Origin of the sequence: Xanthomonas rydalmerensis, assembly GCF_033170385.1 — a bacterium.
Classification (GTDB): domain Bacteria; phylum Pseudomonadota; class Gammaproteobacteria; order Xanthomonadales; family Xanthomonadaceae; genus Xanthomonas_A; species Xanthomonas_A rydalmerensis.
This window is the reverse complement of record NZ_CP126170.1, coordinates 807956-830588: the sequence shown is the minus strand read 5'-3', so window position 1 is coordinate 830588 and position 22633 is coordinate 807956. Positions and strand designations below refer to the sequence as shown.

The following is a 22633-nucleotide window of genomic DNA, read 5'->3' as shown; positions in this document are numbered from 1 at the left end:
ACGCACATGCACTGGCGCAACACGGCACAGCGCTTCGGCGCCCTCGCCAAGCTGTTCCACTGGACCACCGCCGCCGCCTTCATCGGTGCGTATGCGGTGGTGTACTACGTCATCTGGTTCATGGACGACACCTCGGACACCTCGCTGCCGGTGCTCAACCTGCACTGGGTGCTGGGCCTGCTGGTCGGGTTACTGGTGCTTCCGCGGCTGCTATGGCGCTGGCTGGACGTGCAGCCGGACGATCCGCCGGGTACGGCGCTGGAACACCGGCTCGCGCACCTGGCGCACGTGGGTCTGTACGCGCTGCTGATCGTGATGCCGCTGACCGGCTACATCGGCACCGGCGCGCCGACCGACCTCGGCCTGTTCCGCATCCCCGGCTTCAACGAGACCGCGCTGTTCGCCTGGATCAGCCGCACCTGGCACCTCAGCTGGGAAGCGTTCGAAGCGCCGATCGACGTGGTGCACCACTTCATCGGCAAGTGGATCGCCTGGGTGGTGGTGGTGCTGCACGTGGCTGCAGCGCTGTTCCATCACTGGGTACGGCGCGACGATGTACTGACCCGCATGCTGCCGTGGCGCGTGGCGCGTGTGCGCGGTAACGTGTCGCCGCCTGAAGCAAAGCGCGCCTAGCGTCGCTCCGGCACCTGCGCCGCGCGGGCCACGGCCTCCCCCGACGCCAACGGCCAACGCACCTCGAACCGCGTCCCGCTGCCGGCGGGCAGGCACAGCGCATCGCCGCCGTGCGCTACCGCAATCGCCTTGACCACGGCCAGGCCCAGGCCGCTGCCGCCGCTCTTGCGCGAGCGCGACGGATCGCCGCGGCGGAACGCGTCGAACACGCGCGCGGCGATCTCCGGGGCGATGCCGGGGCCGGTGTCTTCCACGAACAGCACGCACTGGTCGGCCTGCGCCTGCACGCCGACCCGCAGCGGACCCGGCTCGGCGTAGTGCTGCGCGTTCTCCAGCAGCGCCATCAGCGCCTGGCGGATGCGCACCGCGTCGCACAGCACCGGCGTGCGCAGCGCCAGCGTGGGTTCCAACACTAGCCCGCGCGCGTCCAGGCTGGCGGCGAACGCATGCAGCACCGCCTCCACTTCCTGGACAAGATCGGCCGGTGCCGACTGCAATTCCAGATGCCCGCTGTCGGTGAGGCTGAGCACGCGCAGGTCCTCGATCAGCCGGTTCAGGCCTTCGACCTGCCGCAGCAGGCTCTCGAACGCCGCCACGTCCGGCGCGAACACGCCCTCGGCCAGGCCTTGCAGGCGCCCGCGCAAAATCGTCACCGGCGTGCGCAGTTCGTGGGCGACGGCGGCATTCCAGAATGCACGCTCGCGGGTCATCGCCTGCAGGCGATCGGCCATGGCGTTGAAGTCGCGCACCAGTTGCGCGGTCTCGCCCAGCGCATGCGCGTCCATGCTCGCGCGCGCATGCAGATTGCCCTGGGCGACTTCGCGCAGGCTGTGCGCCACCGAGTTCAACGGGGTGAGGATGCGCCGCGACAGCCGCACCGCCACCGCCACCGCGATCGCCACGGCCAGCGCCGCGGTGGCGCCCATCCACATCATCTCCACGCGCGACGGCACCCAGGTGTCGGAGATGCTGTCCGGCTGGTAGGCCACCGCCACCGCGTAGAACACGTAGGAGCCGACCACCGACAGCAGGATGATCCACAGCGCCAGCGCGCCCAGCGACAGGATGACCTGGCGGCGCAGCCCAGTGGCGCGACTCATGCGCCGGTTCCGAACCGATAGCCGACGCCGCGCACACTGGCCGGCGTGCCCTGCACGCCCAGCGCCTCCAGCTTCTTGCGCAGCTTGCTGATGTGGCTGTCGATGGTGCGCTCCTGGGTGTCGCCTTCCGGCAGGCAGGCGTCGAGCAGTTCGGCGCGGCTGAACACCCGCTTCGGTGCGCGCATCAGCCGCACCAGCAGCTTGAACTCGGTGAGCGTGAGGTCCAGCGTGTGCCGGTCTTCGCCCACGCGCACGCTGGCCTCGTGCTGGTCCAGGTCAACATGGAAAGCGCCCACGCGCAGGCTGCGCGCCTCCTCGGCGCCATTGCCGCGGATGCGCCGCAGCACTGCCTGCACCCGCGCCACCACCTCGGCCGGGTTGAACGGCTTGACCACGTAGTCGTCGGCGCCCAGGCGCAGGCCCATCAGCTTGTCGATGTCCTGGTCCAGCGCGGTGAGCATGATCACCGGCGTTTCGCCGCGGTGGCGCAGTTCGGCCAGCACCTTCCAGCCATCCACCGCCGGCAGTTGCACGTCCAGCAGGATCAGGTCCGGATCCAGCGCCAGGTGCAGTTCCAGCGCGGCGCGGCCGTCGGCGGCGTGGGCGGTGCGCAGCCCGCTGCGCGCCAGGTAGGCGATCAGGATCTCGGCGATCTCGCTCTCGTCTTCGGCGATCAGGACCAGCGGCGCGGACGCGGGCGCGGTGGCGCCCGGAGAGGAAACGGACATGGCGTGGCGGCGAAAGGCGCATCGGCCCGGACGGGCGCGGATCTCCATCATATCTCCACACAGCATCGAACGCCGCGCAACCCGCGGCCGCGACCATGCGCGGCTTTGGCGTCGCCGTATCCGCGGCGGCAGCGACGAGGCACGAGGCATGGGCATGCGGCAACAGGTACGGACTCTGGGAATCGGTGGCGCGCTGGCGTTGGCCCTGGCCGGCTGCGGCGGTGGCGCGCCGCCGCAGGCGGTGGCCGCGCCGGTACAGGTCACTGCGATGACCCTGCGCCCGGCGCCGATGACGGTGAGCGTGGACCTGCCCGGGCGCGTGGCCGCGGTGCGCAGCGCGCAGATCCGTCCGCAGGTCGGCGGCATCGTGCAGCGCCGCTTCTTCGAGCAGGGCGCTGACGTGCGGCGCGGCGATGCGCTGTTCCAGATCAACCCGGCACCGTTCAAGGCCGAGATGGACACCGCCGCGGCCGCACTGCATCGCGCCCAGGCCGCGCAGGTGCTGGCCGACGTGCAGCATGCCCGGCTACAGCGGCTGGTCGAATCCAGCATGGTCAGCCGGCAGATGTACGACGATGCCGTCTCGCAGCGTACCCAGGCCGCCGCCGCGGTCGCCGAGGCCAAGGCGACGCTGTCACGGCGGCGCCTGGACCTGGCCTTCGCCACCGTCGATGCGCCCATCGACGGCCGCATCGACCAGGCGCTGCTCACCGAGGGCGCGCTGGTCTCGCCCAGCGACAGCGCACCGATGGCGGTGATCCAGCAGATCGACCAGGTCTACGTCGACGTGCGCCAGTCCGCCGCCGACCTGGACCCGCTGGACCCGGCCGCCGCCGGCGACGGCCTGCCGGCGCAGATCCTCGACCGTAGCGGCTTGCCCTCGGGGCTGAGCGGGCGTGTGCTGTTTTCCGGCATCAACGTCGATGCCGGCACCGGCGACGTACTGCTGCGCATCCTCGTCGACAATCCGCAGCGGCGCCTGCTGCCGGGCATGTACGTGCGGGCGCGGGTGCCGCGTGCCCACTACGCGCAAGCGCTGCGCGTGCCGCAGCAGGCGGTCACCCATGTCGGCAAGCATGCGCAGGTGTGGGTGCTGGACGCCGACGCGCGCGCGCGCAACGCGACGGTGCAGCTGGGCGAACTGGTGCAGGGGCATTACCGCGTCGTCGCCGGCCTGCAGGCCGGGCAGCAGGTGGTGGTCGAAGGCATCGACCGGCTCAGCACCGGTACCAAGGTGAAGGCACGCGCGTGGCAGCCGCCGGCCGTCGCCACCGCGGCCGCGGCCGCGGACTGAGCAGGGGACGCCGCCATGCCGCAGTTCTTCATCGAGCGCCCGGTCTTCGCCTGGGTGATCGCGCTGTTCATCGTGCTGTTCGGCACCCTGGCCATCGGCCAGTTGCCGGTGGCGCGCTATCCCTCGGTGGCGCCGCCGTCGGTGTCGCTGATCGCGTCCTACCCCGGCGCCACGCCGCAGACCCTCAACGACTCGGTGGTGAGCCTGGTCGAGCGCGAGCTGTCGGGGGTCAAGAATCTGCTGTATTTCGAGTCCACGGTGGACACCTCCGGCAGCGCGCAGATCACCGCCACCTTCAAGCCCGGTACCAATGCGGAGCTGGCGCAGGTGGACGTGCAGAACCGCATCAAGGCGGTGGAGCCGCGCCTGCCGCAGGCGGTGCGGCAGAACGGCCTGCAGGTGGAATCGGCCGCGTCCGGCTTCCTGATGCTGGTCGGCCTGACCTCGCCCGACGGCCGCTACGACGAAGTGGCGCTCAACGACTACCTGGCGCGCAACATCGTGCAGGAACTGCGGCGTATCGACGGCGTCGGTCGCGTGCAGCTGTTCGGCGCCGAGCAGGCCATGCGCGTGTGGGTGGACCCGGACAAGCTCGTCGCCTACGGCCTGACCATGACCGAGCTGGCGCAGGCGATCGAGCAGCAGAACGCGCAGATCGCGCCCGGCCGCCTCGGCGACGAGCCGGCCGTGCGCGGGCAACGCCTGACCGTGCCGCTGACCGTGGCCGGGCAACTGACCACGCCCGCGCAGTTCGCTGCCATCGTGCTGCGTGCCGACAGCGGCGGCGCGCGGGTGACCCTGGGCGACGTGGCGCGGGTGGAACTGGGCGCGCAGTCCTATGGCTTCTCCAACCGCGAGAACGGCGCCGCCGCCACCAGCGCGGCGATCCAGCTCTCGCCCGGCGCCAATGCGGTGCGCACCGCGCAGGCGGTGAAGGAACGCCTGGCGGAACTGGCCGCGAGCATGCCGACGGGCATGACCTATTCGATCCCGTTCGACACTGCGCCGTTCGTGAAGCTCTCGATCAAGCAGGTGCTCAAGACCCTGCTCGAGGCGATGGTGCTGGTGTTCCTGGTGATGTACCTGTTCCTGCAGAACGTGCGCTACACACTGATCCCGGCCATCGTCGCGCCGATCGCGCTGCTGGGCACCTTCGCGGTGATGCTGCTGGCCGGCTTCTCCATCAACGTGCTGACCATGTTCGGCATGGTGCTGGCGATCGGCATCATCGTCGACGATGCCATCGTGGTGGTGGAGAACGTAGAACGGATCATGGCCAGCGAAGGCTTGCCGCCGCGGGAGGCGACGACCAAGGCGATGCGCGAGATCACCGGCGCGGTGGTCGGCATCACCCTGGTGCTGACCGCGGTGTTCATCCCCATGGCCTTCGCCAGCGGTTCGGTGGGCGTGATCTACCAGCAGTTCACCCTGGCGATGGCGGTGTCGATCCTGTTCTCGGCGTTCCTGGCGCTGACCCTGACCCCGGCGCTGTGCGCCACCCTGCTGCGTCCGGTCGCACCCGGCCATCACGCCAAGCGCGGCTTCTTCGGCGCGTTCAATCGTGGCTTCGAGCGCCTGGCTGGCGGTTACGCCACGCGCGTGACCTGGTTGCTGCGACGCGGCGGGCGGGTGATGGCGGTGTTCGCGGCGCTGTGCGTGGCGCTGGTCCTGGCGATGCGCGTGCTGCCCTCGGCGTTCCTGCCCGAAGAGGACCAGGGCTATTTCATGACCTCGATCCAGTTGCCCACCGGCGCCACCAGCGAGCGCACCCTGGACGTGGTCAAGGCGTTCGAGCGGCACGTCGCCACGCGCCCGGCGCTGGCCTCCAACCTGGTGATCCTCGGCTTCAGCTTCTCCGGCTCGGGCACCAACGCGGCCATGGCCTTCACCATGCTCAAGGATTGGGACCAGCGCCACGGCGCCAGCGCGCGCGACGAAGCCGAGCGCGCGCAGCAGGCGATGGCGACCCTGCCCGAAGGCACGGTGATGAGCCTGCTGCCGCCGGCCATCGACGAGCTCGGCACCTCCTCCGGCTTCACCGTGTACCTGCAGGACCGCGGCAACCGCGGCGAGGCGGCGTTGATGGCCGCGCAAGCACAACTGCTGGACCTGGCCGCGCGCAGCGACGTGGTCAGCGATGTCTATGCCGACGGCCTGCCGCCGGGCAAGAGCATTCACCTGGAGATCGATCGCCAGCAGGCCGAGACCATGGGCCTGTCGTTCGCTACGGTGAGCACTACGTTGTCGGCGGCGATGGGCTCGCTGTACGTCAACGACTTCCCCAACGCCGGGCGCATGCAGCAGGTGATCCTGCAGGCCGACGCCGCGTCGCGCATGCAACTGGACGACGTGCTGGGCCTGCGCGTGCGCAGCGACAGCGGAGGCATGGTGCCACTGCGCGAAGTGGTGCGCGCCAGCTGGACCGACGCCCCACAGCAGTTGATGCGCTTCCAGGGCTTCCCGGCCGTGCGCATCGCCGGCGGCGCCGCGCCCGGCGTGTCCAGCGGCGCGGCCATGGCCGAGATGGAACGGCTGGCCGCGCAACTGCCGCCCGGCTTCGCCGTGGCCTGGACCGGGCAATCGCTGCAGGAGCGGCAGTCGGCCGCGCAGGCGCCGCTGCTGATGCTGCTGTCGGCGCTGGTGGTGTTCCTGGTGCTGGCGGCACTGTACGAGAGCTGGTCGATCCCGCTGTCGGTGCTGCTGGTGGTGCCGCTGGGCCTGCTCGGCGCGGTGGCCGCGGTGATGCTGCGCGGCCTGCCCAACGACGTGTTCTTCAAGGTCGGCCTGATCACCATCATCGGCCTGTCGGCGAAGAACGCCATCCTCATCGTCGAGTTCGCCCGGCAACTGCACCGCGACGGCCAGGGGCTGGTCGAGGCGGCGACCAATGCCGCACGGTTGCGCCTGCGCCCGATCCTGATGACCTCGCTCGCCTTCGCCCTGGGCGTGGTGCCGCTGATGCTGGCCAGCGGCGCCAGCGCCGAGACCCAGCACGCCATCGGCACCGGCGTGTTCGGCGGCATGGTCAGCGGCACCGTGCTGGCGATCTTCTTCGTGCCGGCGTTCTTCGTCTGCGTGGTGGGGCTGCAGGAGCGGGTGGCACGCTGGCGTGCGCGACGCGGCGGCGATGCGTCAGCCGAGAATTAGACCGGCGCTGCCGCTGCCATTGCGGCAGTCAATTGTCGTGCAGCCGCGACAAGCGAAGCCGAAAGCCGACTGACACCCTCCGTCGTCGGGACTGAAGTCCCTCCCACAGTGCAGTCCTCCGACAAGGCGAGTGCCGCACCTGTGGGAGCGGCTTCGGCCACGACGCGACCAGGCATGACGAGAAGGTCGTCTCCCACCGGTGCGCAGCATCGTTCGCATCCACACGATCGCCGTCCTCACTCCATCCGGCACAACGGCACTTCGCCCGGCCGCAAGGTCAGCACCCGCACGCCGCTGGCGGTCACCGCCACGGTGTGCTCGAACTGCGCAGAGAGCTTGCCGTCGCGCGTATGCACCGGCCATTGCTCGGGCAATGCGCGGATCGCCGCGCGCCCCTGGTTGAGCATCGGCTCGATGGTGAACACCATGCCCTCGCGCAACTCCAGGCCGGTGCCGGCGTGCCCGTAGTGCAGGATCTGCGGTTCCTCGTGCATGGCGCGGCCGATGCCGTGGCCGCAGTATTCCTTGACCACGGTGTAGCCATGCGCGCGCGCATGCCGCGCGATGGCGTGACCGATGTCGCCCAGCCGCGCGCCCGGACGCACCGCGGCAATGCCCTTCCACATCGCCTGGTACGCGGCCTGCACCAGCCGCCGCGCCGGATAGCCCACCTCGCCCACCAGGTAGGTGGTGCTGGAGTCGGCGATGTAGCCGTGCTTCTCCAGGGTGATGTCCAGATTGACGATCTGCCCGTGGCGCAGCACATCGTCGGCCGACGGCACGCCATGGCAGACCACGTCGTCGATGGAGGCATTGAGCACGAACGGGAAACCGTACTGGCCCTTGCTCGCGGGCCGTGCGCCCAGTTCGTCCACGATCATCCGTTCGACGAGGTCGTTGAGCTCCAGCGTGCTGCGACTCAGCAAGGACATCCCGTCCAGCCGTGCGAACACCTGCGCCAGCAGCCGCCCGGACTCGGCCAGCAGCGCCAGCTCGTCCGGCCGCTTGATCACGTGCGCCCCGGTGTCACCGCCTGCGGCCGCACCCCCGCCGCACGCAGCTCGCGCGCCACGATGTCCTGGAACGACAACTCCGGGTTCATCTCGCACAGCATGCCGACCTTGATCCAGAAATTGGCCTGCGCGTTGATCGAGCGGCTGGTCACGGTGCAGGCGCGACGCAGTTGGTCGTGCAGGTCGTCGTCGATGTTGACGATGCCCATGGTGGCTCCCGATGCGATGAATATATGCATCGTATACGTTCCATATATTACCGACAAGCCGGCACTCCGCTAACGGCGCAATGCACCGCGTCACGACCGAGCAGCGTTGGCCACCACGTAGGCCACCTGCCAGATACCAGGGAACCTTCAAGCGGCAGAGGAAGCGCATCTATGGGCGCGGCTTCGTCCGCGACGAGGCATCCCCTGTAACGCCCGTCGCCGAAGCCGCTCCCATGGCAGCGGATCGTTGCCGTTGATCGGCGTCGCCGCATGTTTCCTGGCGTCGCCCGATCTCAGGAAGTGAGACGCCGCAGCCGCATGCTTGCGCGCTCCCCGCTGCTGCCCTGGCCGCCCTCTGGCCGCCCGGGCTGCAGGACAGCCAGAAGCGCACATGCGCTGACGTCAGCATCCGCCTCCTTGCCCCGCCTGCCTGGGCCAGGCCGTAAATGGCGCCATCCGCACACGCGGCGCGCCCTGCCCAGTGCGGACATGCGGTCGTCGTTGCCCACGGGATTTCTCCATCGATGGATCGCACCATGCTCAAGGCACGTATCGGCGACCTGTTCGCCAGCCACGCCCACGTCTACGCGAATGCGGTCAATTGCGCCGGCATCATGGGCAAGGGCATCGCACAGGCGTTCAAACGGCGCTACCCGGCCATGTTCGAGGACTATGCCGTGCGCTGCCGCGAAGGCCGCGTGCGCATCGGCGAACCTTATCTCTATGCGGAAGCCAGCGGCACCCGCATTCTCAACTTCCCGACCAAGCGCCACTGGCGCTCGCCATCGCGGCTCGAGGACATCGCCGCAGGGCTGGACTATCTCGCCGCGCATCTGCGCGCATGGGACGTGCGCAGTCTTGCCCTGCCGCCGCTCGGCTGCGGCAATGGCGGACTGGCCTGGGACGATGTCGGCCCGCTGATCTACCGCACGCTGGCGCACCTGCCGGTCGACATCGAGGTCTACGCACCGTACGGCACGCCGCTGGCGCAGCTCGAGCCCGCCTTCCTGTCGCAGCCGGCAAACGCCTCGGCCGAGGGCACCGGCAAACGCACGGCGACCCAGCCGGGCTGGGTCGCGATCATGGAAGTGCTGCGGCGGCTGCAAACCCGGCCGGAGGCGCGGCCGGTCGGGCGCACCCTGTTCCAGAAGCTCTGCTGGGCCATGACCGAACTGGGCGTGCCGACCGGGCTGACGTTCGGCAATGCCGGCCGCGGACCGCGCCAGGGCGACGTCCGGCCGATCCTGACCGACCTGGCCAACCGCAACTGGCTGCACGAACAGCCGCAGGGACGGACGATGGCGCTGCACGCGTCGCCGCAGTACGACACCGAGCATGCCCGGTTCGCTGCAGCGTATGCGCCCTACGAGGCCGAGATCGCCAAGGCCGTGGACCTGTTCGCGCGCATCAGGAACACCGACCAGGCCGAGGACATGATGACGGTGTTCCAGGCCGCGCGCCGCCTGCAGGCGGCGCATCCCGGGCAGGCGCTCCATGCGCAACAACTGCATGCGCATTTGCTAGCTTCCAGAAACACGGCCGATTCCGAACAGACGCCACAGGCGCTGGCCGAAGCGATCCGCATGCTGGTGGCGCTGGACTGGATACGCTGGAACTGAAGGCGTGCCAGTCGGGTGGGATCAGCGCGGTTCCGAGCCGAAAGTCAGGCAGATCGCTTTTTCGTTCCACATGGCCTCTGCATTCCGGCCGCCCAGGGTGCCGCGCCTGCCGCCCCACTTCGGCAGCGGCCGGCGCCAGCGCTGGGTACCGCATCACGCAGAATCACTCCACCCACCTGCCGATGGTCGGCACAGCATGCGATCGGTCAGAAGCTGACGCGCCAAACACTGTTACCGACATCGTCGGCGATCAGCAGCGCGCCATCCTTGTCCTGCGCCAGGCCGACCGGGGCACCGAACAACTGCGACTCGTCTTCCGAATGGAAGCCGCTGACCACGGTCTGCGGCGGACCGGCCGGACGGCCATGCTGGAACGGCACGTAGACCACCTGGTAGCCGCTGAGCGGCGAGCGGTTCCAACTGCCGTGCTCGGCGACGAACGCACCTTCGCGATACTTGGCCGGAAGCGTCTCGCCGCGGGTGAACCACAGGCCTAGCGCCGCCACATGCGAACCCAACGCATAGTCCGGCTTGATCGCCTTGGCGACCAGGTCGGGCCGCTGCTCTTTGACCCGCGTATCCACGTTCTGTCCGTAATAGCTGTAGGGCCAGCCATAGAAGCCACCTTCCTGCACCGAGGTCAGGTAATCGGGCACCAGGTCGGCGCCGATCTCGTCTCGTTCGTTGGCGATCGCCCACAACCTCCCCGTCCGTGGCTCCCACTGCAGTCCGGTGGGATTGCGGATGCCCGAGGCGAAGATGCGGCTGCTGGCCGAGGCGACATCCACTTCCAGCACCGCCGCGCGGCGGTACTCCACGTCCAGCCCGTTCTCGCCGATGTTGCTGTTGGATCCGACGCCCACGTACAGCTTGCGTCCGTCCTGGCTCGCCAACAGCGCCTTGGTCCAATGGTGCTCGATGGTGCCAGGAAGATCGGTGAACAATGTGCCGGCCGCGCTGATCTGCGTCTGGCCGGCGACATAGGGAAACTTCATGATGGCGTCGGTGTTGGCGACGTACAGGCTATCGCCGATCAACTGGACACCGAACGGCGAGTGCAGACCCTGCAGGAACACGTGCCGCTCCCATGTGCCGTCAGCGGCTCTGCGCAGCAGCGTGATGCGGTTGCCGCCCTTGGCGCTCTTGCCGGAGCGGCCCTGGATCAGGCCGGCGATCAGTTGCTTGGGCGTGGTGACCGGCTCCATGCCCGGCGAGTTGGATTCCACCACCAGCACATCGTCGTTGGGCAGCACGTACAGCTGGCGCGGATGCATCAGGCCGCCCGCGATCTTCTCGATCTTCAGCCCGGCCGCCACCTTGGGCGTTTGTCCCTCTTTCCAGCCCACGCCCTCGGGAACCTGCATCGGCGGCAACAGGAAATTCCTGGCTTCCGGCAGCGGTGGCGCGTTGCCCGACTGCTGCGCCGGTTCGAGCGCGGCCTTGCCACCGCAAGCGGCCAGGGAGATCGCGCAGGCCAGGGCCACGGCGGACATACATAGGCGCTTAGCCATGGACATACTCCTCATGCAAGGGACGGCGAATGGCGATGAGGACATGCCCGATGGCAAGCAGCACCACCGTGACGACCGAGAGCCAGAGCCCCGCAGGCACCACGGCATACGCATCGCGGCTATGCACGAAGGAATTGAAGATGGCGGCGACGATCGCCAGCAGGTTCAACCAGAAGTCGAGCCGCTCCACCGGCAGTGCAGAACGTCGCGCGGTGATCCAGACCTGCACCAGATTGATCAGCCGCGGCACGATGGCGATCACCAGACCGATCGCGATCAGCCAGGCGGCCGCCTTGGTCCACAGGATCACGCCCGTGCGGGCGTAGACGACGTCGAAGATCAGCGCGGCGACGAAGCAGCCGAATGGAATGGGATTGAGTAGGCCATAAAGGGCATTGGCCACGACGGAACGGCGTGGTGCGGGTGCGGTCTGCGGATGCATGAGACAGCTCTCGACGAAAGGAGGGAGGAGGCGAATCGCCCAGTCACCGTGGGACCGCGGAACACTCCGCTCCGGTGACGCGACTCACTATCTGCCCCTCCACGTCTAGAGGGTGTCGCGATCGGCTAGCGCCCCTTCGCCGCGATCCGCACGCCGCTGCTCTCGCGTACGCACAACGTCACTGGCGCGATGGTGCTGCGTGGTGCGACGCCTGCCTCCCGTTGTGCGAGCACCAGCTGCGCCGCCTGGCGGCCGCGGGCGCGTGGTTGCGCAGCGAGCGTGGTCAGCGCCGGCGTGCTCACCGCGGCCTCGGGGATGTCGTCGAAACCGGTGATGGCGAAGTCCAGGCCCGGACGGATGCCGCGCGCGAGCAGGCCCAGCATCAGGCCCAGCGCGACTGTGTCGTTGTAGCAGACCGCCGCGGTGGGCGGCGCGTCGTGGGCGAACAGTTCACCGTGGCGTGCGGCCGCTTCCAGGCGATTGGGTGCCGACTCGATCAGCCACGCCGGGTCGACCGGCAGCTTGGCCTGCCGCATCGCCTGCGCGTGACCGGCGCGACGCTGCCTGCAGGAACTGGAATCGGCATGGCCGCCGTAGAACGCGATACGACGGTGGCCGAGCGCGATCAGATGCTCGGTGGCCAGTTGTGCGCCGCGCTGGTTGTCCAGGCCGAGAAAGCCCCAGTCGTCGGCACCGGCCAGTTCGCGATTGAACAGCAGCACGTTCGCGCGCGCATCCAGCACCGTGTGCAGTTCGGCGGCGTCGCTGCCCTCGGCCGGCGACAGGATCACCCCGGCCGGGGTGTGTTCCATCAGCGAGCCCAGCACCGCCTGCTGCCGCGCGGGCGATTCGCCGGTGCTGCCGAGCAGGGTCACGTAGCCCTGCTCACCCAGCGCCTCGTCCACGCCGGCGGCGAATTCGGCGAAGAACGGGTTGGCCAGGTCGTTGATGACCAGGGCCACGCAGGTCGAGGTGCGCCGGCGCAGGTTCGCGGCGCCGCGGTTGTAGACGTAGCGTTGCCGTTTCAGTTCCGCTTCCACCCGCGCGCGGGTGTCGGCATGCACCAGCGGGCTGCCGCGCAGCACCAGCGAGACGGTGGCGCGCGAGACGCCGACCGCCTCGGCGATGTCGGTGACGGTCACGACGCGCTGACGGTCGCGCGCGGCGGCGACCGGTGCGGTCTTTGCGGCCTTTTTCGCCTTGTCCGCATGCTCCGCCGCAACCGGCGCCGCCTTGCGCGCGGCGACCTTGGCAGCGTTGGAGCCTGCGGATCCGGTTCCGGGTGGACGCTTCTGGCGCATCGGATCGATTCCCTTCGGGCGAGGCGCCCAGCCTAAACCATCGGCTGCGCGCGCCTGCCGCGAGACGGCACGGACTTAGCGCCAGCCCAGGCTGGCGGCGGACGGCGGCGCCGCGCACGGCGACACCGGCAGATCCTGCGGCTGCGTCCCCCAACCCTGCGGCTGCGGCGCATCGCGCAGGTCGAAACGCAGGCGGCCGCCTTGATGCAACTGCGACCAGTCCAGCCACACCGGCGCGTGTGCGCGGCCATCCAGCGACACGCCACCGACGTAGCGCAGCTTGCCGTCACCGGCCTGCGGCGCGTCGATACGCAGCGTACGACCCGGCCCCACGTCCAGTTCGACACGCGAGAAGCGCGGCGCGTGCAGCAGGAACTGCCCGGTGCCCGGCACCGCCGGATACAGGCCCATGGCGCTGAACAGATACCACGCCGACATCGTGCCCAGGTCGTCGTTGCCGGTGACGCCGTTCGGCGCATTGGTGAACAACGTCTGCGCCGCATGCAGCACGGCGCTGGTCTTCCACGGCTGGCCGATCAGCGTGTACATCCACGGCGCGTGCAGGTCGGGCTCGTTGTTCGGGTTGTAGCGGAACTGGCTGTAGTAGCTGTAAGGCCCCACCACCCATTCCTTGCGCGCAGCGCCGGCCGGGTCGGCCAGCAGCGCATCGTAGGCGAAGAACGCGTCCAGGCGGCGCGCGGCCTGCTCGGGCCCGTGCATCGCCTCCACCAGGCCCGGCACGTCCTGTTGCGCCAGCCACTGGTACTGCCAGGCCGTGCCTTCGTGGAAGCCGTGCTGCGAACGCGGATCGTAATGCCCATCCGACGGCGTGTACCACGCGCCATCTTCGGTGCGCGGCCGCGGGAAGCCGGTGAAGCCGGTGTCCGTGTCACGCACCGACGGATCCCACACCGTCCGCCAGTTGCGCCCGCGGCGGTTCAGCACCGCCGCGTCCTCGGCGTGGCCCAGCGCGCCGGCCATCGTCGACAGCGCGCAGTCGGCCAGCGCGTACTCCAGCGTCGCCGAGCCGCCGTGGTGCGGGTCGACGTCCATGCCCTTGGACGGGAACGCGCGGTCGTACTGCACGAAACCCTGCGCCAGGTAGTTGGCGTTGCCGGACCGCCCGGCGTGCCGCGAATTCAACGGCGGCATCTCGAAGGCGTTGCGGCGCAGCGCCGCGTAGGCCTCGGCCTCGCGGCCCTGCAGCGCGCCGAAGCGCCACAGGTCGACCAGGAACGGCGTGACCGGGTCGCCGGTCATCACGTTGCTCTCGAAGTTGGCATAGCCCCAGCGCGGTAGCCAACCGCCTTGCGCGTTGATCGCCAGGATCGAACGGCCAATGTCCGCGGCGCGCTGCGGTTTGAGCAGGGCCAGCAACTGGTTCTGCGCGCGGTAGGTGTCCCACAGCGAGAAGAACTCGTGGTACGTCCAGCCGTCGGCGTGGTGGATGCCGTCGTCGTAGCCGCGGTAGCGGCCATCGGCGTCGCTGCCGGTCAGCGGCTGCAACAGGGAGTGGTACAGCGCGGTGTAGAACACCACGCGGTCGTCGCCGCTGCCGCCGCGCACGCGCACGCTGGCCAGTTCCTTGTCCCAGGCCTGCTGTGCACGGGCGCGCATGGCGTCGAAGCCGAGCAGGCGGCCATTGGCCATGCCCTCGCTGCGCAGGTTGTTGCGCGCGCCCTCGGCATCCACGTGCGAGATCGCCGAGATGGCGGTGACCGCACGGCCCTTGCTCAAGTCGAAGGTGAGCCACGCGCCGCTGGGCTTGCCCTCGCCCTCCATGCCATGGCGCGATCCCGGCACGCCACCGGCCTCGCCCCAGGTGCCGAAGGCCTTGAACGGGCGGTCGAATTCCAGGCGGAACCAGGTGGTGTACTGGTGGCCGCCACAGAAGCTCTGGGTGACCAGCTTGCCTTCCACCACGCGGTCGCCGACCACGGTCAGGGTGCTGCCGGTGACCGTGTGGCGGGCGTTGGCCTGGCCGATGTTGACCAGCACGTGGCCGTCGCCCGAGGTGGAAAAGGTATAGCGCTCGGCCGCGGCGCGGGTCAGCGCAGTGGCTTCGGCGTCGATGCCGCCGTAATCGGTCAGCCGCACCTTGTAGTAGCCGGCCTGGCCGCGCTCGCCGTCGTGCTGGTAGCGTGCGCCGTAGCGGGTATGGTCGAACGCCTTCGGATCGGCCGTGTCGAAATCGCCGCCGGGACCGATGCGCCCGGTCACCGGCAGCACCGAGACCTGCCCGCCCTGCTCCCAGCAGCCGGCGCCGGACAGGAAGGAATGGCCGAAGCCGCGGATCTGCGGGTCGTCGTAGCGCCAGCCGGCGTAGTGCGCACCGATCGGGCTGACCTGGATCATCCCGAACGGGGCGGACGCGCCGGGGAAGGTGTTGCCGTCGTCCTTGCTGCCGATGAAGGTGTTGACCTCGGCACTGGGCCGCGGCGCGGCGGCAAGCGCCGGCGTGGCCAGCAGCAAAGACAGGGCGAACGTGCGCAGCACGCAAGGCAGCAAGGACGACGTCATGCGATGGGATCCTGTGGTGAACGGCTGCGTAAACGCGACGGCGCAGTCGTGGACGGCGAAAACGGTAGCCCGGCCGTCGCCGGACCGTCGCGCCCATGCCGTCCGCCGCGCGGCAGGCATGGGCACGACACACTGCAGCCTAGAACTTGTAGGTCAACCCAAGGTACGCCAACCGGCCTGCGTAGCCACCTGTGTAGAAGCGTGCCCGGGTATCGTCGCCCAGATGCTGGCGCGACTCCTGCTTGGTCAGATTCAGCACCGACGCGGTGAGGCTGAGCGCCGGGGTGATGTTGTATGCCGCGTTCACATCGATCTGGTAGTACGGCTCCTCGTAGACGTTCAGCCCGTTGACCAGGCCCTGCACCAGCTCGCCGCGACGGTTGTACGAGGCGCGCAGCAGCAGGCGGTCGGTCTCGTAGAACACGGTGAGGTTGGTCTGGTTCTTGGCGCTGCCGGGCATGGAGGTCTTGCCGACCTCGGTGCCATCCTCCAGCCGCACCGCCGCCTTGCTGGCATCGTTGTAGGTGTAGTTGAACTGCACGCCGAGCCCGGAGGACAGCGTGTGCTGCGCGTACAGCTCCACGCCCTGCGACACCGCATCCTGGCCGCCGGCCTGGGTGCTGTAGTTCTGCACCGTGACCGCCTGCCCATTGATCATCATGTTCACGTCGCTGACCACGTCGACAGCGAAGTTCTCCACGTTCTTGCGGAACAGTCCCACGCCCGCCACCGAGCCCGGCTGGAAGTACCACTCCAGCCCCAGGTCGTACTGGGTGGCCTTGTACGGCTGCAGGTTCTTGTTGCTGCCCGAGCCGTACCAGCCCTGCTCGCTCGCACCGCCGGTCAGGCGCCGGTCGGCCACGTATTCGGGGCTGTAGTACTCCAGGCTGCCCGGCGCGGCGATGTCGTTGTAGCTCGGCCGCGCGATCACCTTCGACGCAGCAGCGCGCAGCAGCAGGTTCTCGGTCAGGTCATAGGCCAGGTTGAAGCTCGGCAGCACGTCGGTGTAGTTGCGGTCCAGGCCGCTGACCACGAACGACTCGTTGCGCTGCTGCGTGTCCGACAAGCGCCAGTAGCCCTCGGTGCCGCAGTAGGTATCGGCCGGCGCGCCGGTGGGCATGGCAGCGCCCTGCTGGCAGGCCAGCGGGTTGCCGTCGGCGCCGTCGAAGAAGTAGTCGTTGTACGCGGTCACCTTGTCGGTGGAATCGGCATGCTGGCCGGTGCGCGCGACGCGCACGCCGACGTTGCCACGCAGGCGCTCGGTGTGGAAGTTGAGCTGCAGGTAGGTGGAGTAGATCTTCTCGTCGACGTTGTAGACGAAGTTGTCTTCGCTACGGGTCTGCATCGCGCCGTAGGTGTTGTTCAAGTAGCCGATGTAGCCGGGGAAGTTGATCGCCGGGAACGCGCTGGATCTCCCCCCGCCGGCGAGGTTGTTCATGGAAAACAACAGATCCGGCGAGAACTGCGTGGCCAGCGCGTTGCAGCGCCCGTTCCAGTAACGGTTGTTGTAATCGCTGGGGTCGGTGCCCGGGCACACCCAATAATTGTTGCCGGTGTTGCGATGGACGCCGCCGTCGCGGCGCTTGAGGCCGAACTGTAGCGAGTCGAAGAAATCGCCGTCGATGTGCCAGGTGGTATCGATCTGCGCGTACTGCTGCTGGTTGGTGTTGCGGGTCCAGGACGAACTGGTCGAACCCAGGTCGACCTGCAGGAGGCCATCGCGCAGGTTCTGCATCAGCTCCGGCGAGAACGTCATGGACGGCGTGCCGGTCAGGTCCCAGGCGCTGGCGAAGTTGCCGTTGCTCCAGCTGCCGTCGGCGTTCTGGCGGCGCGGCTTGATCGGCAGGGAGAACTGCAGCTCCGGCCCGCCCTTGGCCCAGGTGCGGCCGGCCTTGAACGCCACGTCCACCTTTTCGCCGCGCCATTCGCCGCCCAGGTCCACCGTCTGCGACAGCGACTTCTCGATGTTGTAGCTGCCGGTGATCTGCGGCGTCGGTACCGTGCAGTCGTCCGAGCCCCAGCCGCCGGGCGGCAGGCCGGCCGCGGCGGCCTGGGCTTCGCTGCAGTAATACGCCTTGCCCGGATGCAGGCTGTAGTCGGCACCGGTGACGATGGTGCCGCTGGGATCGAAGCGCAGCCCGTCGAGCAGGCGGCCGCCGCGCCAGTTGCCGTCGCCGTAATAGCGGGCGATGTTCCACTCGGGGATCTTGATGGTGTTGGTCTGCGAGTTCTGCGACAGGTCGAAGCGGAAGTAGTTCGCGGTCAGGGTCAGGTCGTCGGTGGGCTTGAACTGGAAGGTCAGTTGGCCGCCCTTGCGCTCGCGCTCCTCCTGCTTGACGTCCAGGCTGACCGCCGTTGGCATCATGAAGCGGGTGTAGTACTTGCCGTTCTGATCCCAGAAGCCGGTGCCGCCCCACCAGTTCGAATTGAAGTCCGACGGATTGCCATTCACGTCGACCGCCGGGCCGCCTTCGTCGCGACCGTACCACTGCCAACTCTCGGTGCTGGAATTCAGCGTGCGCGCAGTGCGCTTCTGCTGCGTGTAGCCGACGAACACGCCGAAGCGGTTGTCCTTGTCGTGCCACGAGTACGAGCCGGAGAACTGGCCGTCGGTCTTCTTGCTGGTATCCGACCACACGCCCTCGGCGGAGACGAAGCCGGAATTGGGCTCCAACTCCAAAGGACGCCGCGTCTGCAGGATCACCGTGCCACCGATGCCGCCTTCGTCGATACGCGCTTCCGGCGTCTTGTACAGTTCCGCGCTGCCCAGCAGGTTCGACGGCAGCAGCGTGTAGTTGAACGAGCGCGTCGGGTCGCCATTGGACTCGGCGGTGGCGATGTAGTTGCCGTTCAACTCGGTCAGCACCAGCTCCGAGGACAGGCCGCGCACGCTGACGTTCTTGCCCTCGCCGCCGTCGCGGCTGATGACCACGCCGGGTACGCGCTGCAGCGCGTCGGCCACGTTCTTGTCGGGGAACTTGCCCACGTCCTCCGCGGTGATCACGTCGACCACGGCGTTGGCGTTGCGCTTCTGCTCCAGGCTCTTCTCGATCGCGTAGCGGTAGCCGGTCACCGTCACCGCATCCAGATTCTTGGCCTCCAGTTCGGCCTGACCGGAGGGCGCCGGCGCGGTGTCGGCCTGCTGGGCGAACGCGGTGGTGGAGGCAGCGGTCGCGCACAGCGCGATGGCGATACCGGCGGACAGCGTGCTGCGCTTGCGCGCGGATGGCATGCACTTCATTTCAATCATCCTCTCCCAAAGATTGATCGGCTGCGCGAGTACGGCCACCGCGCAATCCATGGATCGAGCAGCCTCCGCGTCGCTGTAGAAAACATCCGGCGCCATTGCGGCGAGCCGGCCTTGCGGTTGTTCCCCCTCTGTCCTGCACCAAGTGAATTGGATCGTTCTAATGCAGTGGAAAACTTAAGTACCACAGCGTTCCTCGCAACGCATGCTGCCGCGCAACAGGTCTAGGGCAGGACATGTCCACCGCAACGTGCGCGCAACAGCACGCGTACGCTGCGTCGCCGCTGCCTCACGGCGCGGCCTGCCGCGTCATCGGCTTCAACAGCTCGATCTCGGCGAGCGAAACGCCTTCGCCCGCATCCAGGCGCAGGCGGTACGCGCTGTAGGCGCCAGGCTTGGCGATGCGGAACGGCCGCAGTTGCCGCGCCCAGGCGAAGGCCTGCGCGCGCCGTTGATCCAGCGTGCTCCATGCGCCGTCGGCGCCGCGGCCCTCCAGCGTCCATGCCAGGCCGGACAGCGCGGCGTCGCCGCTGGTCAGCGTGTAGTGCGTGGCGCGCTGCGCCGTCGCGAAGCGCAGGTCGACGCTGGCACCGACCGGCAGCGGCAGCGCCGTCGTCGCATCATCGTCGATCAGGGCCGCGGCCTTGGGCTGTCCCTCCAGCGACACCGCAACGGCCTGCGACGCCACATCCTCCAGTCCCTGCGGCGCGCTGCCCGACGGGGTCAACGATGGCGGCAACGTGTCCGCGCCGCTGCCCCAGCGCGAGGGCGTCGCACCCATCACGAACTCCAACGTGGCGCCGTCGGCGATGTCCTGGTGGCGCAGCCAGGCCTTGTTCCATGGCTTGCCGTTGAGCGTGAGCGACTGCACGTACACATTGCGCGCACTGTTGTTGCGCGCGATCACCACCAGCTTGCGGCCCTTGCCGAGATCGACCTCGGCCCGCGGAAACGCCGGCGAGCCGATCACGTACTCCGGCGCACCCATGCGCAGCGGATACAGCCCGAGCATGGCGAACAAGTACCACGCCGACATCTCGCCATTGTCCTCGTCGCCCGGATAGCCCTGGCCGATCTCGCTGCCCAGGTACAACCGGCGCAGCACCTCGCGGGTGAGGCGCTGGGTCTTCCACGGCTGTCCCGCCGCCACGTACATCCACGGCAGATGGTGCGAGGGCTGATTGCTGTGCGCGTACATACCCATGCGCACGTCGCGTGCCTCGGTCATCTCGTGGATGACGCTGCGGTAGCTGCCGGCGAAGCGCTTGTCCGCGGTCTCCGGCGTGGCGAAGAGTTCGTCCAGCCGCGCCGCCATCGCATCCTCGCCCCCCAGCAACCCGGCCAAGCCCGCAGCGTCGTGCGGCGTGGTGAAGGCGAAGGTCCAGGCATTGGCCTCGGTGTAGTCGCCGCCCCAAACCCGCGGATCGAACTTCGACGCAGGCGTACTCCACTGGCCAGCCGGCGTGCGACCGCGGAAGAAGCGGGTGGCGGGGTCGAACAAGAACACGTAATCAGTGGCCCGCGCCCGGAAGTATTCGGCTTCCTCGCGGTAGCGCTGCGCCTGCTGCTTATCCTGTTCCTTATCAGCCAGCGCCTGCGCCATCTGCGCAAGGCCGAAATCGTTGAGCGCGCCCTCCAGCGTCCACGACAGCCCTTCGTGCACGTCGTTGGCGGCGTAGCCGCGGTACATCGAGCGCGCCAGGCCCTTGCGGCCGACATTCGACACCGGCGGCACCACCGTGGCATTGCGCAGCGCCGCCGCATAGGCCTCGTGGGCATCGAACCCCCGCACACCCTTCAGCCAGGCATCGGCGAACGCCACGTCGGAACTGGTGCCGACCATCAGGTCCGCATAGCCCGGCGAAGACCAGCGCGCCACCCAGCCGCCGTCGCGATACTGCTGCAGGAAGCCATCGATCATCGCGCCCGCTTGCTCCGGCGCGAACAGCGCATACGCCGGCCAACTGGTGCGGAAGGTGTCCCAGAAGCCGTTGTTGACGTAGACCTTGCCCGGCACGATCGGCGCCGAGGTGCGCTCGGCATCGCCGCCCATGTTGTCCTTGGACCAACTGTTCTGGTCGGCATGCCGCCAATCCGGATGCGCCGCATCGCCGACGTTCTCGTGGGCGATGTTGGGATACAGGAACAGCCGATACAGATTGGAGTACACCGTGACCCGCTGGTCGTGGCTGGCGCCTTGCACCTGCACGCGCCCCAGCACCGCGTCCCACGCGTCCTGCGCACGCGCCCGCACCAGCTCGAACCCGGCGTCGCCGATCTCCTGCTGCAGATTGCGTTGCGCCTGCTCCACCGAGATCAGCGAGGTGGCGATGCGCATCACCACGGTGCGATCGGCGCCCGGCGCGAACTTCACGTAGCCGGTCGGGCGCCCCGTGGCGATCTTGCCGCTGGCGGTCCACGGACGGTCGAAGCGCGCATACACGAAAAGGCGCGTGGCGCCGTTGGACAGGCCGCTGCGCGTCTCCGAGTAGCCGCGCAGCGTCTGCGTCGCCGCGTCCAGGGTCAGCCCGCCGCGCGCGTCGACGTTGTCGAACAGCAGATTGGCATCGCCGCCCTCGGGAAAGCGGAAGCGAAAGATCGCCGCACGCTCGCTCGGCGCCAGCTCCGCACGGATACCGTTGTCGAAGTCAACCCGGTACAGATGCGGGCGCGCCTCCTCGCGGTCGTGACTGAAAGACAGCGCGCGCTTCGCGCGATCCGCCTCCGGCACGCCGCGCGTGGATGACGGCATCACCTGGAAGGTCTGGCGATCGCCCATCCATGGACTGGGCTCATGGCTGATCGACAGCGCCTGCAAACGCGGCCGGTTGTCGTCGCCATTCTGTTCGTTCCAACGGTACAGCCAGCTCAGCGTCCCCGCATCGGTCGCCGGCACCCAGAAATTGAAACCATGCGGCATCGCCGTGGCCGGAATATTGTTGCCGCGCGAGAACGTGCCGTTGGACTGCGTCCCGCGCGTAGTCACCACCTCATCGCTGGGCCGCCGCGCCGCCTGCGGTGCTGCCTCGCGGCGCACCGCGACATCGTCGATCCAGCCTGCCGCCACCTTGCCGGCGCCAGGTTGTACCTGCAGCTCGATCGCGCGAACGCGCTTGCCGCGCAACGCCGCCACCTCGCCCAGCCGCACCTGCTTGAACGCCCACTGCTGCGGATACAGCGTCTTCGACGCCAACTGCCCGGCCGCATTGACCAGCGCACCGTGCTGATCTTCCACGCCCAACTCGGACAAGCGGCGGCCATCGTCGAACAGCAGATCCACCGCCACGCCGGTCGAGGCCACCGTATCGCCATCGACGATCTCCGGCAGTACCAGCCACGACAGCACCGTGTCCGGCTCCACCGGCAGATCCACCGCAAACAGCTGTGCGCGCCCGGCCGCAGTGGCGCGATAGTGCAGCGCATGCAGGCCGGTGTAGCCCATGCCGGCCTTGGCCGCGTAGGGCTGCTTGGGGCCGTTGCCAATGGCAACCTGGACGCCTGTCTTGTCTGATTGCGTGACCGATGCAGGCGCAGGTTCGCCCTGCTCGAACGAGGACGCGAAGCCAGCATCGGCCGCGCATGCCGCGCCGGTGCCTGCGCACAACAGCGCCGACGCCGCGACGGACGCCAACCACCGGCGCGAAGACTCGGGCAGGTGCGCAAAGCGCGGGCGGATTGACATGGCAGGCTCCCCAAACTCTCTCGGTCGGCTGTGCCGCGACGCGTGGCGTCACGCACTTCCGGTGGCAACGGCGCGCAGTGAAGGCACGCAACGTGGACCGGATCGATCCGAGGGATCGCCGCTCAAGTCGGCATCCAACACCGCTTCACGACCGCAGATGCATGCGGACCAGAGAGCAGGCGTCAGC

General features: G+C 68.6%; 14 protein-coding genes. 4 read left to right on the top strand and 10 right to left on the bottom strand.

The window, feature by feature from the left end:
• Positions 1 to 6: 6 nt before the first annotated feature.
• Positions 7 to 633 (top strand): cytochrome b, encoded by a 627-nt coding sequence (locus tag QN245_RS03515; protein ID WP_317844581.1) that lies wholly within the window; start codon positions 7 to 9, stop codon positions 631 to 633.
• On the opposite strand, the gene QN245_RS03510 is transcribed toward QN245_RS03515, so the two are convergent.
• Both QN245_RS03510 and QN245_RS03505 read right to left on the bottom strand, forming a co-directional pair.
• On the bottom strand, positions 630 to 1733 hold the full coding sequence (locus tag QN245_RS03510; protein WP_317844580.1) for an ATP-binding protein: 1104 nt from the start codon (positions 1731 to 1733) through the stop codon (positions 630 to 632). The two genes, QN245_RS03515 and QN245_RS03510, sit on opposite strands and share 4 nt — an antisense overlap.
• Positions 1730 to 2461: a response regulator gene (locus tag QN245_RS03505; RefSeq protein WP_160966036.1), complete on the bottom strand. Its 732-nt coding sequence runs from the start codon at positions 2459 to 2461 to the stop codon at positions 1730 to 1732. Before QN245_RS03505 ends, QN245_RS03510 begins: the two co-directional genes overlap by 4 nt.
• Before the next feature lie 154 nt (positions 2462 to 2615).
• Between QN245_RS03505 and QN245_RS03500 the strand changes: the two genes are divergently transcribed.
• Positions 2616 to 3755, top strand: a complete 1140-nt coding sequence (locus QN245_RS03500; RefSeq protein WP_317844579.1) for an efflux RND transporter periplasmic adaptor subunit — start codon at positions 2616 to 2618, stop codon at positions 3753 to 3755.
• Between the two features lie 15 nt (positions 3756 to 3770).
• On the top strand, positions 3771 to 6902 hold the full coding sequence (locus tag QN245_RS03495) for a multidrug efflux RND transporter permease subunit (protein WP_317844578.1): 3132 nt from the start codon (positions 3771 to 3773) through the stop codon (positions 6900 to 6902).
• A 236-nt stretch (positions 6903 to 7138) separates the two neighbouring features.
• On the opposite strand, the gene map is transcribed toward QN245_RS03495, so the two are convergent.
• Together map and QN245_RS03485 are read right to left on the bottom strand one after the other, a co-directional pair.
• Entirely contained in the window at positions 7139 to 7915 is a 777-nt protein-coding gene (map, locus tag QN245_RS03490; protein WP_160966030.1) for a type I methionyl aminopeptidase, read from the bottom strand.
• Complete coding sequence (locus tag QN245_RS03485) at positions 7912 to 8124, bottom strand: ParD-like family protein (protein ID WP_010340731.1); 213 nt, start codon at positions 8122 to 8124, stop codon at positions 7912 to 7914. Before QN245_RS03485 ends, map begins: the two co-directional genes overlap by 4 nt.
• A 536-nt stretch (positions 8125 to 8660) precedes the next feature.
• Here QN245_RS03485 and QN245_RS03480 point away from each other — a divergent pair.
• Positions 8661 to 9743, top strand: a complete 1083-nt coding sequence (locus tag QN245_RS03480; RefSeq protein ID WP_237475269.1) for a macro domain-containing protein — start codon at positions 8661 to 8663, stop codon at positions 9741 to 9743.
• Positions 9744 to 9949: 206 nt separating this feature from the next.
• On the opposite strand, the gene QN245_RS03475 is transcribed toward QN245_RS03480, so the two are convergent.
• From QN245_RS03475 to QN245_RS03450, 6 genes are all read right to left on the bottom strand, one after another.
• A complete protein-coding gene (locus QN245_RS03475) occupies positions 9950 to 11254 on the bottom strand; it encodes a PQQ-dependent sugar dehydrogenase (RefSeq protein WP_317844577.1) in 1305 nt (434 codons plus the stop codon).
• Entirely contained in the window at positions 11247 to 11696 is a 450-nt protein-coding gene (locus tag QN245_RS03470) for a DUF2231 domain-containing protein (RefSeq protein WP_160966026.1), read from the bottom strand. Before QN245_RS03470 ends, QN245_RS03475 begins: the two co-directional genes overlap by 8 nt.
• Positions 11697 to 11821: 125 nt before the next feature.
• Positions 11822 to 12997: a LacI family DNA-binding transcriptional regulator gene (locus QN245_RS03465; RefSeq protein WP_202394601.1), complete on the bottom strand. Its 1176-nt coding sequence runs from the start codon at positions 12995 to 12997 to the stop codon at positions 11822 to 11824.
• Between the two features lie 75 nt (positions 12998 to 13072).
• Positions 13073 to 15517 (bottom strand): GH92 family glycosyl hydrolase, encoded by a 2445-nt coding sequence (locus QN245_RS03460; RefSeq protein WP_317844576.1) that lies wholly within the window; start codon positions 15515 to 15517, stop codon positions 13073 to 13075.
• A gap of 139 nt (positions 15518 to 15656) precedes the next feature.
• Complete coding sequence (locus tag QN245_RS03455) at positions 15657 to 18758, bottom strand: TonB-dependent receptor (protein WP_425612908.1); 3102 nt, start codon at positions 18756 to 18758, stop codon at positions 15657 to 15659.
• A 295-nt stretch (positions 18759 to 19053) separates the two neighbouring features.
• The gene (locus QN245_RS03450) at positions 19054 to 22446 is read right to left on the bottom strand and encodes a GH92 family glycosyl hydrolase (protein ID WP_317844575.1); all 3393 of its coding nucleotides are present in this window, start codon (positions 22444 to 22446) and stop codon (positions 19054 to 19056) included.
• Positions 22447 to 22633: the final 187 nt, after the last annotated feature.